This is a genomic window from Pseudomonas marginalis (genome assembly GCF_008692035.1).
Taxonomy (GTDB): Bacteria; Pseudomonadota; Gammaproteobacteria; order Pseudomonadales; family Pseudomonadaceae; genus Aquipseudomonas; species Aquipseudomonas marginalis.
This window is the reverse complement of sequence record NZ_VTFG01000001.1, coordinates 1,141,885-1,157,582: the sequence shown is the minus strand read 5'-3', so window position 1 is coordinate 1,157,582 and position 15,698 is coordinate 1,141,885. Positions and strand designations below refer to the sequence as shown.

Here is a 15,698-nt window from a genome sequence, read left to right as displayed (position 1 = left end):
CATGGACTACGTGACGCAGATCATCGACCCACCGCCATCACGCGCGCGCCTGTTGCTGGACGGCGTACGTGCCCTGCGCAAACCCAAGCTCGACGGCGCACCGCTGTTGCCCAGGGAGCGCCTGGTGCGCTCGGCGGTGGAATTGTCCGCTGCGGGCATTGCGGCTTACGGCCGTGCCTGTGGCTTTCGCCGCGAACAGGGCGTGCCGCTGTCGTACCCCCATGTGCTGGCGTTCCCCCTGCACCTGATGCTGCTGACCCGTCCGAGTTTCCCGTATCCGGCCAGCGGCATGGTGCACCTGGCCAACCGCATTCGGCAGCACCAGCGCCTGCAGGAAGGCCAGGCACTGCGCCTGGAAGTCTTTTGCGAACGCTGGGTGGCCCATGCCAAGGGCCAGGCGCTGAGCATCGCCACCCGGGCCTACAGCAGCGGCACCCTGGTGTGGGAAAGCGACAGCCTGTACCTGCGCCGCGAGGTGAAAGGTCCCGTCGGCGAGCCATGGGAGGACGCGCTGGCGTTGCAGGAGGAGGGCCTGTTACGCACCCAGCGCTGGATACTGCCTGCGGACCTGGGCCGGCGCTTCGCCACGGTCTCGGGGGATTTCAATCCGATCCACACCTCGCTGATCGGCGCCAGGCTCTTCGGCTTTCGCCGCGCCATCGCCCATGGCATGTGGACCCTCGGCCGCGCATTGGCCGCTCAACAACCCCCCGGGGGCCTGGGTCAGGCCGAAGCCCATTGCGACTTCAAGCTGCCGATCTTCCTGCCCGGCCAGGTCGCCCTGTGGCAACACCCCGTGAGCGGCCCGCGGCGCGAATTCGAAGTGCGCAATTTCGCCGGCGACAAACCGCATATGCGCGGGCTATTTGTCTGGAATGAGAGCCCTACATGAGTGACTACAGCTTCAACCCGGCCCCGACCCGCCGCGTGGCGATCATCGGCGGCAACCGCATTCCGTTTGCCCGTTCCAACACGGTGTACGCCCACGACAGCAATCAGGACCTGCTGGTGGCGGCGCTGCAAGGCCTGGTCGACCGTTACAACCTGCACGGCCAGCGCCTGGGCGAGTTTGCCGCCGGCGCGGTGATCAAGCATTCGCGGGATTTCAACCTGGCGCGTGAATCGCTGCTGTCGACCACCTTGTCCCCGCAGACCCCGGCCTACGATGTGCAGCAAGCCTGCGGCACCGGCCTGGAAGCGGCCTTGCTGGTGGCGAATAAGATCGCCCTCGGCCAGATCGACGTGGGCATCGCCGGTGGCGCCGACACCACCTCCGACGCGCCCATCGGCATCAATGAATCCCTGCGCCACACCTTGCTCGCGGCCAACCGCGCCAAGGGCATGGGCGACAAGGTGAAGGCACTGCTGAAGGTGCGTCCGTCGATGTTGTTCAAGCCGCTGTTGCCGCGTAATGGCGAGCCGCGTACCGGTTTGTCCATGGGCGAACATTGCGAAGCCATGGCCCAACGCTGGCAGATCAAGCGCCTGGCCCAGGACGAGTTGGCCCTCACCAGCCACCAGCGCCTGGATGCCGCGTATCAGCGCGGTTTCTTCGACGACCTGATCAGCCCCCATCGCGGCCTGGCGCGGGACAACAACCTGCGCGCCGACGCCAGCCTGGAGAAACTCGCCGGCCTGTCCCCGGCCTACGACCGCCAGCACGGTACCCTCACGGCGGGCAACTCCACGCCACTGACGGATGGCGCCTCGGTGGTGCTGCTGGCCAGCGAAGAGTGGGCGGCCGCCCATGGCTGGCCGGTGTTGGCCTACCTGCGCACGGGCGAGACGGCGGCGGTGAATTTTGTCGACGGCAGGGAGGGCCTGCTGATGGCGCCGGCCTACGCCGTACCGCGCATGCTCAAGCGCGAAGGGCTGAGTTTCGCCGACTTCGATTTCCTCGAGATCCACGAAGCCTTTGCCGCCCAGGTGCTGTGCACGCTCAAGGCCTGGGAAGACGCCGACTACTGCCGCGAACGGCTCGGCCTGGAGGCGCCGCTGGGGGCCATCGACCGCGCCAAAATGAACGTCAACGGCGGTTCCCTCGGCTGCGGCCACCCGTTTGCCGCCACCGGTGGCCGGCAATTGGCGGCGCTGGCCAAGGCCATTCACGAGCGGGGCGGCGGTCGCGGCCTGATTTCCATCTGCGCGGCGGGCGGGCTGGGCATTACCGCTATCGTCGAAAAGTAGCCCCATCAATAACAACAATAAGGAGACTGCCATGAACGCTATCAGCCTGGAACATACCGAACGGGTCTGGTTGAACGCTTACCTGCCCGGCGTCCCGGCGGACATCGATGCCGGTATCGAGGACTACCCGTCGTTGCGCGAGGTGTTCCTGGAGCACCTGGAGAAATTTCGCGAGCGGGTCGCCTACGTCAGCATCGGCACCGAAATGACCTACGCCGACTGGCAGGTGCAAGGCATTGCGTTTGCCGCCTGGCTGCAGGGCCAGGGCGTACAGAAGGGCGACCGCGTGGCGCTGATGATGCCCAACTGCTTGCAGTACCCGATCTGCCTGCTGGGCACGATCCTGGCCGGTGCGGTGGTGGTCAACGTCAACCCGTTGTACACCGCCCATGAGCTCAAGCACTTGCTCAAGGACAGCGGCGCTGAAACCGTGGTGATCTTCGAAAACTTCGCCCATACCCTGGAAAAAGTCATCGCCGGCAGCCGCGTCAAGCGCGTGGTGGTGGCCGCCATCGGTGATCTTCTTGGCAGCTTCAAGGGCGCGGCGATGAACTTCATCCTGCGTCGCGTGCAAAAGCAGGTGCCGGCGTTCAACCTGAGGGGCTCGGTGCGTTTCAACCAGGTGCTGAAACAGGGCCGCGCGCTCAACCACTTCCCGGTGGACATGCACCTCGACGACCTGGCCTTCCTGCAATACACCGGCGGCACCACCGGGGATGCCAAGGGCGTGATGCTCAGCCATCGCAATATCATCGCCAACCTGTTGCAGGCCAAGGCCTGGGTCGGCGACCAGCTGGACCAGGACAAGCAGGAAACCAACGTCACCCTGCTGCCGCTGTATCACATCTTTTCCCTGACGGTGAACTGCCTGATGTTCATGTGCCTGGGCGGGCGCAACATCCTCATCGCCAACCCGCGGGATGTGAAGCGGGTGCAGATGATCCTGCGCAAGGAGCGCTTCAATGGCATTGCCGGGGTCAATACGCTGTTCAACGGCTTGCTGGAGAATAAGGAGTTCTGCGCTCGGGACTTCTCCGACCTGCGCATGGTGATCGCCGGCGGCATGGCCACGCACACGGCGGTGGCCAAGCGCTGGAAGGACGTCACCGGCCTGCCGATCATCGAAGGCTACGGCCTCACCGAATGCTCGCCGGTGGTGAGCATCAGCCCGATCGACATTGCGCGCATGCGCGAAATGGAATTCACCGGCAGCATAGGTGTTCCTTTACCGTCGACCTGGGTACGGTTTATGCGTGAAGACGGCGAACTGGCCGATATCGGCGAGCAGGGCGAACTGCAGGTGCGCGGCCCACAGGTGATGCAGGGGTACTGGCAACGGCCGAAGGAAACCGCCGAGGTGCTGGACGCCGGGGGCTGGTTGTCGACCGGTGATATCGGCGTGATGGACGAACGCGGCTATATCCGCCTGGTGGACCGCAAGAAAGACATGATCCTGGTCTCGGGCTTCAACGTGTACCCCAATGAAATCGAAGACGTGGTGGCGCTGCACCCGGGCGTCGGCGAAGTGGCGGCCATCGGCGTGGAAGACGGCGTGACGGGGGAAAAGGTCAAGATCATCGTGGTGCGCAAGGACCCGAACCTGACCCAGGAACAGCTCCTCGCCCATTGCCGGGAATACCTGACGGGCTACAAGGTGCCCAGGTATGTGGAGTTTCGCACTACCGAGTTGCCTAAAACGACGGTGGGCAAAGTGTTGCGTCGAGCCTTGCGCTAGAAAGGCAGGAACTGATTCGGACAGGCTTGCCACATAAGGACTACTTGCAACCCAGCGTTATCGCTGTGTATCTGCGTCCTGGTGCGACGCTGGACAGGCAGGTGAACACTTTTTGGCCAAACCGGACTGGAGACATCAAACGATGTTGGCGCCTGCTCTTGATAAACCTGTTACTTCCTCACGCCTGGACCCGGAGGTGGATCAGGGCAATAGCTCTTCCCCAAAACCAACGGCGAATGCGTCCGCCACTCCGCAAAAGAGCGCCTCAATCAGCTTTCAGTCGAGTGACACCCCGCGGTCGGCGGCGTTTTACGCGAACGCGGGTACCGCCGGCTTCGAGGCGCGTGACCGTGCACAGCAGATCAAAGCAGGTTATTGGCCGGCGGGGGTTATGAGCAATTTCAAGCAGTTCGTCCGTCACTGCTTTGGCGCCCATCGCCCTCCAAGGCCCGACCCGTTCCCCTGCAAGCCCTGCTACGGTTTTGGTAGCAAGAGCAATGCGGACCTATCACGCATGCTGCTCGACAGGTTCGATGACTTCAAGGCACCCCATGGGATCATCACCAAGGACGGCCTGAAGAATATGGCCGGCAAACCGCTGACCGGCGATTATGACAAAGACCAGAATATCCGCCTGGCACGGGAACTGATGAGGCGTGGAGACCTGGTCGACGATATGGACCGTCACCATATCACCGGCGGGCTGGATAGCCTGATCGATCGAAACAACCTCAACATCACGATGTTTAAAAACCAGAATGACAAAGAGTTGGCCCGAGAGCTGATGCGTGATTTCGATCTGTTCAAGGACCCGCAGTGGCCCATCCACCTCAGCCTCGAAAAACTGCATGAAGTTGCCAACTGGACCGTTACCAGGCATCCCTACTTCGGTCGCCAGGCCTGGCTGGCGAAGGAACTCCTCAGGCGTCCCGACATGCTCGACAGGCTTCACTTCCGCTGATTGAGAGGTGTGCAGGTGATCTGAAAGTTGGGAGGGGGCTTGCCCCTCCCACAAGGGTTTTGCATTGCGCTTCAGAGCGAGTTTAGGTTGACCCAGCGCTCTTCACGGGCCGCCACACGAATCGCCGTCGCCAGCCGTTCCACCTCCCACGCCGCGTCAAAGTCGGTGCCATCCGCGCCTTGCCCCGCCACGGCCATGATCAACTCCTGCACCTCCAGGGTCTTCAGCTCGTTGTACCCCAGTTGATGCCCCGCCGCCGGGCTGAATGCCGCGTAGCCGGGCAGGGCAGGACCTGCCAGCAGACGCTGGAAACCGTCCTGGCCGACACGGCACAGGCGCAGTTCATTCAAGCGCTCCTGATCGAACGCCAAGGTGCCCTTGGTGCCGCTGATCTCGAAACTCAGGTGGTTCTTGTAACCGTGCTTGAGCCAACTGCTGCTCACCGTGCCGCGCGCACCGTTGGCGAAGCGCAGCAGGGCGTGCACCTGGTCATCCACGGCGATGGCTTTCTGCTCGGCGCTGCCTTTGACGGCCGGGCGTTGGGCGTGGACGGTCTGGGTGTCGGCACACACGCCGGTCACATCGCCCACCAGGTAACGCGCCATCGACAGCAAGTGGCTGCCCAGGTCCGCCAGGGCGCCACCGGCATGCTCCACTTCACAGCGCCACGACCACGGTGACGCCGGGTCGGCCATGAAGTCTTCGCTGAACTCGCCCTGGAAGCTGATGATGTCGCCGAGGTCGCCCTCGGCAATCAGTTGCCGCGCCAGGCCGATCATCGGGTTGTGCTGGTAGTTGTAGCCGACCCGCGTCACCACCCCGGCTTCGCGGGCGGCCTGGCGCATGGCATCGGCCTGCTCCAGGCTGACCGCCAGGGGTTTTTCGCAGTACACCGCCTTGCCCGCTGCAATGGCCGCCATCGCCATGGGAAAGTGCAGGTGGTTCGGCGTGGTGATGGCCACCACATCCACGGCCGGGTCGTCGATCAGCGCCTGCCAGTCGCCGTGGGCCTGGGCAAACCCCCAGGCCGTGGCACAGCGCTGGGCGCGCTCGGTATCGGCATCGGCCAGGGCGGCCAGCTTGAGGTGTACCGGCAGTTCAAATACCGCCCGGGCATTGTTGAATGCCAGGGCGTGGGCGCGGCCCATGAAGCCTGTGCCGATCAAGCCGATTCCGAGTTCACGCATAGCCGTGGTCCTTTGGATTATTGTTTTCAGGAAGGCTATTAATGGAATAAAAATTCCTAAATTTCAATAGATGGAATAAAAATTCATTAATCAGCCTGGTTGATACCCGCCTATTCAGGCATGGCCAAACGCCGTCAGTTAACAAAAGATAACGTAGCACCGATTGTCAGACGATTCGAAAGCCCGATAGGATGGCCCCTGCTTCCTCCAGGCGCTCTAGATTGCAGGTTTCAGGGCCCGGGAAGGCGAGACGACCTAACAATAATAAATGGGAGAAAGGTCTATGAGTGAGCCTGTCATGGGTTGGGTTGTTTGCCGCCCACGCGCCGCACGCAGGGTTGCGTTGCTGGCCGCAGCGCTCTCGCTGTTTGGGACTGTCGCGTTGCCGACCGTTGTCCAGGCCGCCAGCGATAGCTCTTTTGCGATTGAATCCCCCAAGGCCGCCAAAGGCCTGATGATCGATGTCGTGCATGCCGGCAAGCGCCTGGTGGCGGTCGGTGATCGCGGGCACATCCTCTATTCCGATGACCAGGGCAGCACCTGGACCCAAGCCAAGGTCCCCACCCGGCAACTGCTCACGGCGGTGTATTTCGTCGATGACAAGCAGGGCTGGGCAGTCGGCCATGATGCGCAAATCCTCGCCAGCACCGACGGCGGTGCCACCTGGACCCAGCAGTATCAAGACCTCAAGCGTGAAGCGCCGTTGCTCGACGTGTGGTTCAACGATGCCCACCACGGCCTGGCCGTGGGCGCCTATGGGGCGCTGATCGAAACCACCGACGGCGGCAAGACCTGGGAAGACGTCAGCGACCGCCTCGACAATGAAGACCAGTTTCACCTCAACGCCATAGCCCGGATCAAGGACGCCGGCCTGTTTATCGTCGGCGAGCAGGGCAGCATGTTCCGCTCCAGCGACGACGGCCAGACCTGGGAAAAACTCGAAGGCCCCTACGAGGGCTCGCTGTTTGGCGTGATCAGCACCGCACAACCCCAAACCCTGCTGGCCTACGGCTTGCGCGGCAATCTTTACCGCTCCACGGATTTCGGCAGCACCTGGGAACAAGTCGAACTCAATGCCGCACGCGGGGCCCTGGAGTTCGGCCTGTCGGGGGCCACCTTGCTCGAAGACGGTTCGCTGGTGGTGGTCGGCAACGGCGGCAGCGTGGTGGTCAGCCATGACGACGGCCGGACCTTCAGCGTGTTCAATCGCCCCGATCGTATTTCATTGTCGGCCGTCACGGCGGCAGGCAACGGCAACTTGATTCTGGTCGGGCAGGGTGGTGTTCGCGTCGCCACACCCACTGGCGCCGAACCGACAAAACAATAAGAAGGCGGGGAACGCATGAGCAGTCATCACAACGATAAAGCGACCTTTCTTGAGCGCCTGATCTTCAATAACCGCCCGGCAGTCATCGTGATCTGCCTGCTGGTGAGCATTTTCCTGTTCTGGCAGGCGACGTTGATTCGCCCGTCCACCAGCTTTGAAAAGATGATCCCCCTCAAGCATCCCTTCATCGAAAAGATGATGGAGCACCGTAACGACCTGGCCAACCTGGGCAACACGGTGCGTATCTCGGTGGAGGCCAAGGACGGTGACATCTTCACTCAGTCATACATGGAGACCCTAAGGCAGATCAACGACGAGGTGTTCTACATCTCCGGCGTCGATCGTTCGGGCCTCAAGTCGCTGTGGAGCCCCAGCGTACGCTGGACCGAAGTCACCGAAGAGGGCTTCGCCGGCGGTGAAGTGATCCCGCAGAGCTACAACGGCTCGACGCAAAGCCTCGATCAACTGCGCAATAACGTGCTTAAGTCCGGCCAGGTCGGACGGCTGGTGGCCAACGATTTCAAGTCGAGTATCGTCGACATCCCGCTGCTGGAGTCCTACCCGGACCCGCAGGACCAGGGCAAGCTGCTGGCCCTGGATTACCGCAAGTTCTCCCATGAACTCGAAGACAAGATCCGCGACAAGTTCGAAGCCCAGAACCCCAACGTCAAGATCCACATCGTCGGCTTCGCCAAGAAGGTCGGCGACCTGATCGACGGCCTGGTGATGGTGGTGCTGTTCTTCGGCGTTGCCTTCGTCATCACCCTGGTTCTATTGCTGTGGTTCACCAACTGCCTGCGCAGCACCATCGCCGTGTTGAGCACCACACTGGTGGCGGTGGTCTGGCAACTCGGCCTGATGCACTTCTTCGGCTTCGGGCTGGACCCGTACTCGATGCTGGTGCCGTTCCTGATCTTCGCCATCGGGATTTCCCACGGTGTGCAGAAGATCAACGGTATCGCCCTGCAATCCAGCGAGGCGGACAACGCCTTGACGGCCGCGCGGCGCACCTTCCGGCAACTGTTCCTGCCGGGGATGATCGCGATCCTGGCGGATGCGGTGGGTTTCATTACCCTGCTGATTATCGATATCGGCGTGATCCGCGAACTGGCCATCGGCGCGTCCATCGGCGTGGCGGTGATCGTGTTCACCAACCTGATCCTGCTGCCGGTGGCGATTTCCTATGCGGGTATCAGCAAGCGGGCCATCGCCCGGAGCAAGAAGGACGCGCACCGAGAACATCCGTTCTGGCGCCTGCTGTCGAAATTCGCCAGCCCCAAAGTCGCGCCGGTCTCGGTCCTGCTCGCGCTGGTCGCCTTTGGCGGCGGCCTCTGGTACAGCCAGAACCTGAAGATCGGCGACCTCGACCAGGGCGCGCCGGAGCTGCGCCCGGACTCGCGCTACAACAAGGACAACAACTTCATCATCAGCAACTACTCCACCAGCTCCGACGTGCTGGTGGTGATGGTCAAGACCAAGGCCGAAGGTTGCTCGCGCTATGAAGCCATGGCGCCCATCGACCAGTTGATGTGGAAGATGCAGAACACCGAGGGCGTGCAGTCGGCCATCTCGCTGGTGACCGTGTCCAAGCAGATGATCAAGGGCATGAACGAGGGCAACCTGAAATGGGAAACCCTGTCGCGCAACCCCGACGTGTTGAACAACTCCATCGCCCGCGCCGACGGCCTGTACAACAACAATTGCTCCCTGGCGCCGGTGCTGGTGTTCCTCAATGACCACAAGGCCGAGACCCTCGACCGCGCGGTGCATGCGGTACAGGACTTCGCCAAGGAGAACAACAAGGACGGCCTGGAATTCATCCTTGCTGCCGGTAACGCCGGGATCGAGGCGGCCACCAACGAGGTGATCAAGGAATCGGAGCTGACCATCCTGATCCTGGTGTACCTGTGCGTGGCGACCATGTGCATGATCACCTTCCGCTCCTGGGCGGCGACCCTGTGCATCGTGCTGCCGCTGGTGCTGACCTCGGTGCTGGGCAACGCGCTGATGGCGTTCATGGGCATCGGCGTCAAGGTCGCGACCTTGCCGGTGGTGGCCCTGGGGGTGGGGATCGGCGTGGACTACGGCATCTACATCTACAGCCGCCTGGAAAGTTTCCTGCGTGCCGGTTTGCCGTTGCAGGAAGCCTATTACCAGACGCTCAAGTCCACCGGCAAGGCCGTGCTGTTTACCGGCCTGTGCCTGGCCATCGGCGTGTGCACCTGGATCTTCTCGGCGATCAAGTTCCAGGCCGACATGGGCCTGATGCTGACCTTCATGCTGCTGTGGAACATGTTCGGTGCGTTGTGGCTGCTGCCGGCGCTGGCACGCTTCCTGATCAAGCCCGAGAAGCTGGCGGGGCAGAAGGGTAACTCGTTGTTTGCCCACTGAGCCTGGCTAAAGAGCAGCGAGCGAACTGTGGTGGCGAGGGAGCTTGCTCCCGCTGGGCCGCGAAGCGGCCCCAACAATGGGACTGCTGCGCAGTCCAACGGGAGCAAGCGCCCTCGCCACAGTCCTGTCAGCGGGCCAGCGGCAGGAACCAGCGCTGCGCCAGCGCCTTGCCGATCAAGCCACGATGCACATCCACCACGGCCTGGGGGCTTTGGGCCCTGGCCAGTTGCGAGTAGTAACTGACCCGGCGCTGTTCGCGGGTCTTCAGGTGGGCGGCGGTGTAGGCCAGCTTGGGCGTGTCGGCTGCCGGGTAGTGGAAGTGGGCGTACCACAAGGGGTAGCCACCCTGGTCGTTGATTGCGTATTCCTGGACAAAGTCCCGGCGGTCGCCGATCAGTTGAATGCGTTCGCCCAGCAGCGCCATGTTCGCGCGCTTTTGTTCGATCAGGAATTCCAGGTTGCCGTGGGTGGGGGGGAGCTCCAGGCACAGTTGAATACGCAGGGCCAGGCCGCGCTCGCTCAGGCGTGCCGCCGCCTGGCGCATGTCACGCTCCAGGTTCTGGTCCGCGAGCGTGCGGGCCTCGGCCGATTGGGCCTGGATGGCCTGATGCAGTTCGGTCGCCAACTTGTCGTAGCGCACCGACTCATACTGCAGCACCTCCTGGACCTCTTCCGGATGCCTGGAGATTTTCTTGTATTGATCGCCGCGTTTCAGGTGCTCTTCCAGCATGCCCAGCAGTTTGCGCGCTTCCCCCTTGACCAGGCTCAGGCTGCGGGGAGCCGGCGCGGTAGGTGAGGGCGGCGACTCCTTGAACTCGATCCATTGTTCGCCCCGTTGCGAGTAGGTGCCCAGCACCTCGCCCGTGACTTCCGAGCGAACCTCCACGGTTTCCAGCGTGCCCAGCGGTTTGACCTCGCCGATAAAGGTGCCTTTTTTCGAGGTGCGGATGACCTTTTTCTGCGGTCTCCCCACCGCCGTCGGGCTGCGCCGGCTCGGGCGCGGGGCGGGCAGGGCAAGCGGCTTGATTTCGCTGGCCAACTGACTGGCGGCCTCCTCGTACAGCGCCTGCACCAGCTTGACCAGCTTGGCGAAATAGTCGCCATCGAACTCATCGGCGTTGACGATCCCAACCCCCTGCAACGAGTCCAGCCCCCGGCCATAGTGCTCCACCAGGCTTTCCAGCACGTTGACGCGTTCCTCTGCCGACAGTTCCAGGTCGTTCAGGTCGGCCTGGGTACGCAAGTGTTCCTGGAGCGGCTCAAGGATATCGATCAGCACCTCCACCAAGGGATGACCAGGGTGTTTATGGGTCATCAGTTCGTAGTTGCGCATCAGCAGGTCCTTGACGGCCAGCACGCTGATTTCCTGGGGGCGTTCCGCGGTCAGGCGAATGTAGTCTTCCGCGCTGGCAGTGCCGAGGTTGAACAGCTGCTCGAGGTAGCGATCGCGCAGTTCGAGCCAGCGCACCGAGCGCTCATTGATGGCAATCATTGCGCGAATGAACTGGCGGTAGGCCGGGAAATCGGTCAGCACCGCTTCGGCCAGGCGGCCGCCCTTGGTAGTGAAGTGAGGGTGGCTGCGGTAGAGCGCCGCGCGGTCTTTTTCGGCCACCACCACGTGTTTGCGCACGTTGTTGATGACATTTTCCAACAGGCTCGCCACCGACCGGGGCGGCAGGGCAATCCCCAGCCTGCTGCGTTCCGGCAGGCTGTCCAGTTGCTGCTGGTAGCCCTGGGTCTGTTCCTGCAGTGCGGTATCGAATCGTTGGCGACTGTCGGCGTGTTGCGCTTCGCTGAAGCGCGAGTCTTCGGCGGTTCTGGTCATCACCGCCAGGATCACGTCGAGCCGTCCCTGCATGGCCACCTGGCCCTGGATGAACTGTTCGAAACTCTTCTTCAGTTCGCTGATGCGTTGCGCCTGGCGCTGGCGTTCGGCGGCAATCCGTTTCGGCGGCATGCCGCCACGCAGTCGCAGGCGGGTGTCTACCGACCACTCCCCGTGGCCGTCGCTGCGCAAGTACGGGCCGTTGAGGCTGGCGTCGCCAGGCATCACCACGCGGATATCGCCTTCCGGCTCCAGGGCAACTTGCAGCCACTGGTTGTCCACCAGGGCATGCCAGCGGTTTTCGACGGGGTAAAGCCCCCGGCGTGGCCCGTTCAACACCGGTTGGGGCAGGGGCGTCGGGCGTGGGGTGCTGAAGCTGGCCAGGCGGCGGCGCTGGATCGTGGTCAGGCGCGAGCGAGCCTGGGTAAAACTCAAGTCCAGTACGGTGTTGTCCACCCGCTCCAGCGCACCGGGCAGGATAACCGCGCCTTCGCGGATGGCGGGCGGGGGCGGTTGCGGCCACTGCTCGGCGACCCACGGGGCCAGGGGCGGGGGCAACGCTTGGTCCTTGAGCCCCGCCGCCAGCGCGGGGGGCGCGGCGGTGATCGCGGGCACGGCTTCGAACAACAGCAACCCCAGGTTGAGCAGCAGGTCGACGCTGGCCAGTTCGCGCGCTTGCGGGTCTTCGGAGGCCAGTGCCGGAATGTCCTCGCCCAGGCTGGCCATCAGGCCCCACAGCCAGCCGGTCAGCATGGCCGGCCCACGCAGCAGCGGAAGCAACAGGTTGCCGAACAACAGGCTGCTGCCTTCGCGCAGCACCTGCCAGCGGCTTTCGCTGTTGGACACCGATTCGCGGTTGGCCTGTTCGATCAGGGCCCGGGCGTGATCACTGTACAGGTACGTCATCAGGCGCCCGGTCACCAGGCACTGCTGCAACTCGTCATTGATGCCATCGGCGGCCAGGGTGGCCGGCGCTGGCCTGTGCAAGGGGGCAAACTCGTCGCCCTGGCCAAAGCGCAATGAGTGGGGCTCGCGGAACCCGCCATTGGCGTAGATCGGCCGGGCCCTGTCACTCAGCCAGGTCAATACGCTGTCCTGCAGCGGCCCGGTTTCGGCGATGGCCTCCAGCAGCGCCTCACGGCTGGCAAATTCCTGCAGCGCCTCGGCGTACAGCGGGCGATACAACACATGGGGGCCGCCGCCGATGTCCTGCGGCTCGATCAGGTACATGGCGCTGACCGTGTCCGGATGGGCGCCGGATGCCGACAGCAGGGCCAGGTGACGGATCACCACCGGCTGCTGGTCGACCTTCTGGTTGGTGGCTTCGGGCTCCATCAGTGCCGCCACCAGGCGTGCGCCCCGGGCGCTCAGGCCGGCTTGCTGCTTGAGGGCCAATTCCAGGGCCAGCAACGGCAACTGCACGGCCTGTTGTTGGGCGAACAGGGTTTCGCGCCGGAGTGCCTCGGGGCTTTCCCCCAGCCAGTGGGCCTCCAGCAGCCGCGGGTAGTGCTGGCCGATGTCCACGCGCGCCACCGGGCCGTCGGCTCCCATCAGGTAGTCGGCGGTCAGCCAGGCCGGCAGGGGCAGGCCGTGGCGGTGGGTGAGGGTCACGCTGCCGCTGGGACGGCTGGACAAGTTGTCGATGGCCAGGTCGGTCAGGCTCATGCGTTCATGGCGAATGATCCCTGACGTACCTGGGTAGCCGGCGGCAATAGTGAAGGTCAGTTGCAGGTCATCGGGGTGCAAGGCGCCGACGGAAGGCAATGCGAGGGCCGAGCTGCCCAGGGTCACGGCATCCTGCTGCAAGGCCTGCAACAACGCCTTGACGGTGTAGGTGCGCAGGTCATCGATCTGGCTGAAGGCCGTACGCCCCGCCGCGCGCCGTTTGGCGCCGGCCATGGCGAGGGCGTAGCGCCGGTACGTGGCCTGGTCGTCGGCATCGGCGTCGCGCAGCCAGGCCGGCAGGTGCTGGCGCAGGGTGTCCAGGGTCTGGGGCGGGGCGGTTGGCGTGTCGCGGAAAAACCGCCCCGGGTCGGTGATCTCGGCGTACAGCGCCTGCCAGGTACTGAACGGCTGGCCGGTGGGCAGGCGCAGGTTGCCGAGGTCTTCGAGCTGGCGATCGAGGATCATCGACGCCTGGTGCTCGAAGATATCGCCATCGGGCTCGTAGCGTTGAATCAGGATGTCGTCGACCTGGTACTGGCGGCCCAGTCGCTGGCCACAGGCCTGGATCAGGGCGTCCATGCTCGGGAAAACCTCGGCGGTGTGCTGCGGGTCACACAGCACCACCGAGACCTTGCTGTTGACGGCACGAATCAATGCCAGCTGCGGCCCCATCCGTGTGACCGAGCGTTCGGCGTGGGTGAGGGTGGCTTGCAGGGCGTAGGCAAACACCGCATTCACCCCATGCCGCGCAAGGCGGGCCTCGCGGTCAGGGCAGTCGATCAATTGTTCCAGGGTTTCCCTGGCGGGTTGGTCCAGGCCGGCCTGGCCCAGGGCGCCGATGCGCAGGGTGTCCCGCAAGACGCCGGCCAGCCAGTGCCAGGGGCCGGTGTCCCAATACGCCGCCAGCGCATTCTGCAGGGCGATGGGCAGCGTTTGCGGCAGTTCGCCGACCTGCTTCGCGATGACCTGCATGTCGAGTTTTTCCTCGGTCAGGCCGGGCAGTTTCAGGCGTTTGGGTGGCTCGTCCGAAAGGTACCAGGGCGAGCCGTTGACCTCGCTGAAATCCAATGGCGCACCACTGGCCAGGGCATCGTGGACCACCGGCATAAAGGGTTGCAGCAGCCAGCCGCGGCGTTGTGGCCGGGCCAGGCGGGTGCGGCGCAGGTCCAGGCTGAGGCTGGGGTACGTGGCGCCGATGGCCGTGGCGAGTTGCTCGCGAATCACGGTTTCCAGCGCCGGGCGCTGGGTGAAGCGTGCGCTGACGGCGTGGGCAATAGGGTCAGGTAGTTGCATAAAAATCCTTTTCAGGCGATGCCATGCATGGCGGGGGTTCAGGCGGGCAGCAGGCTCAGGAACAGACGCTGATCCAGCGGTGCCGTGATCGGGTTGTACAGGTCGCGCACGATGCTTCGGTTATCTGCCCCGGCCTGGGCGATCAGGTCCCGGAGGGTGACAAAACGCTGTTCGGGGCGCTTGAGGTGGGCCGCCGTATAAGCGCCCGGCGGGCTGTCGGCCTGGCTGTAGTGAAAGTGCGCATACCACAGCACCGTGAGGCGGTTTTTCTCGCGCACGGCGAACTCCGACACATAGTCCTTGGCGGCGGTGCGTTGCGGGCCGTGGACCAGGCCGATGTCGACGGCGGCATGGGCGCGCAGGAATTCGATGTTTTCCTGGCGCGGGCGCTGGGCCTTGTAACCCTCGATGCAATGCCGGCGGCCTTGGGTGCGCAAATCCTCGGCGCGCAGGCGCAGGCGCTCGACGGTCTGGAGCACGTCCGGCTTGTCGGCCGCGTGGCTGGACAATTCTGTCGCGACGCTGTCGAGGCGCTCGGCCTGGTGCGCGAGCATGTCGTGCCAGTCACGCGGGTTGAGGTCATCGCGACGCGTCGGGTCGCTGAGTTTGCGTTTCTGGAAGTCGATGGAGCGCTCGATGGCCGGCACTTCTTCCTGCAACCGTTGCGCCTGGGCGCGCAGTGTGGACAGCGCCGGTGCCTGGGGTGGCTCGGCGGGACGGCTGGGCCTGGCCTCGACAATTTCCACCCAACCCTCGTTGGGGTGCTCCATAAAGCGCCCGCTGACCTGCTGGGTAATGGGGTTGCGGGTCACGATGGTGGGGAAGGGCTGGTCACGCTGCGCCGGTTCCAGGTCACCCACCAGGGGGCCCTTGTCCCGCGACTTGAACACCCGTTTGGTTCTTGACGGAGCCTGTACCGGTTTGAAGGCCCCCGGTTGCGGCGGCAGGAATTCATCTTCGCGCAGCAGCGCCGCCAGGTCGGCCTCGGCGCTGTCGCGCACGGTGTTCAACCGCTCGATCAGCAGCGGCATGTAGCGCGGGTGCGCCAGGGGCGAATCGAGTTCCAGCAGGCTCTGGTAAATCTGCAGGCGCCGGTTGTAGTGCCTGACCAGGTTGGTCAGCACCTC

9 protein-coding genes are annotated in these 15,698 nt (G+C 63.9%); 6 read left to right on the top strand and 3 right to left on the bottom strand.

The window, feature by feature from the left end; all coding sequences use genetic code 11:
* Window position 1 precedes the first annotated feature (1 nt).
* The 4 genes from FX984_RS04975 to FX984_RS04960 all read left to right on the top strand — a co-directional run bounded on the left by FX984_RS04975 (window position 2) and on the right by FX984_RS04960 (window position 4,883).
* A complete protein-coding gene (locus FX984_RS04975) occupies window positions 2–892 on the top strand; it encodes a MaoC/PaaZ C-terminal domain-containing protein (protein WP_092356806.1) in 891 nt (296 codons plus the stop codon).
* Complete coding sequence (locus tag FX984_RS04970; RefSeq protein ID WP_146478013.1) at window positions 889–2,187, top strand: acetyl-CoA C-acetyltransferase; 1,299 nt, start codon at window positions 889–891, stop codon at window positions 2,185–2,187. The genes FX984_RS04975 and FX984_RS04970 overlap by 4 nt, the downstream gene beginning before the upstream one ends.
* A gap of 31 nt (window positions 2,188–2,218) precedes the next feature.
* Window positions 2,219–3,922 (top strand): AMP-binding protein, encoded by a 1,704-nt coding sequence (locus tag FX984_RS04965; protein ID WP_146478014.1) that lies wholly within the window; start codon window positions 2,219–2,221, stop codon window positions 3,920–3,922.
* Between the two features lie 142 nt (window positions 3,923–4,064).
* Window positions 4,065–4,883: a hypothetical protein gene (locus FX984_RS04960; RefSeq protein ID WP_133822097.1), complete on the top strand. Its 819-nt coding sequence runs from the start codon at window positions 4,065–4,067 to the stop codon at window positions 4,881–4,883.
* Window positions 4,884–4,954: 71 nt separating this feature from the next.
* Here FX984_RS04960 and FX984_RS04955 read toward each other — a convergent pair whose 3' ends face one another.
* A complete protein-coding gene (locus tag FX984_RS04955) occupies window positions 4,955–6,070 on the bottom strand; it encodes a Gfo/Idh/MocA family protein (RefSeq protein ID WP_098479310.1) in 1,116 nt (371 codons plus the stop codon).
* A 298-nt stretch (window positions 6,071–6,368) separates the two neighbouring features.
* On the opposite strand from FX984_RS04955, the gene FX984_RS04950 reads away from it, so the two are divergent.
* Entirely contained in the window at window positions 6,369–7,397 is a 1,029-nt protein-coding gene (locus tag FX984_RS04950; protein WP_178087829.1) for a WD40/YVTN/BNR-like repeat-containing protein, read from the top strand.
* A gap of 15 nt (window positions 7,398–7,412) precedes the next feature.
* On the top strand, window positions 7,413–9,788 hold the full coding sequence (locus FX984_RS04945) for an efflux RND transporter permease subunit (RefSeq protein WP_098479311.1): 2,376 nt from the start codon (window positions 7,413–7,415) through the stop codon (window positions 9,786–9,788).
* Window positions 9,789–9,915: 127 nt separating this feature from the next.
* Here FX984_RS04945 and FX984_RS04935 read toward each other — a convergent pair whose 3' ends face one another.
* On the bottom strand, window positions 9,916–14,571 hold the full coding sequence (locus tag FX984_RS04935) for a dermonecrotic toxin domain-containing protein (protein ID WP_146478015.1): 4,656 nt from the start codon (window positions 14,569–14,571) through the stop codon (window positions 9,916–9,918).
* 38 nt (window positions 14,572–14,609) lie between these two features.
* A complete protein-coding gene (locus FX984_RS04930) occupies window positions 14,610–15,695 on the bottom strand; it encodes a Sec-independent protein translocase family protein (protein WP_146478016.1) in 1,086 nt (361 codons plus the stop codon).
* Window positions 15,696–15,698: the final 3 nt, after the last annotated feature.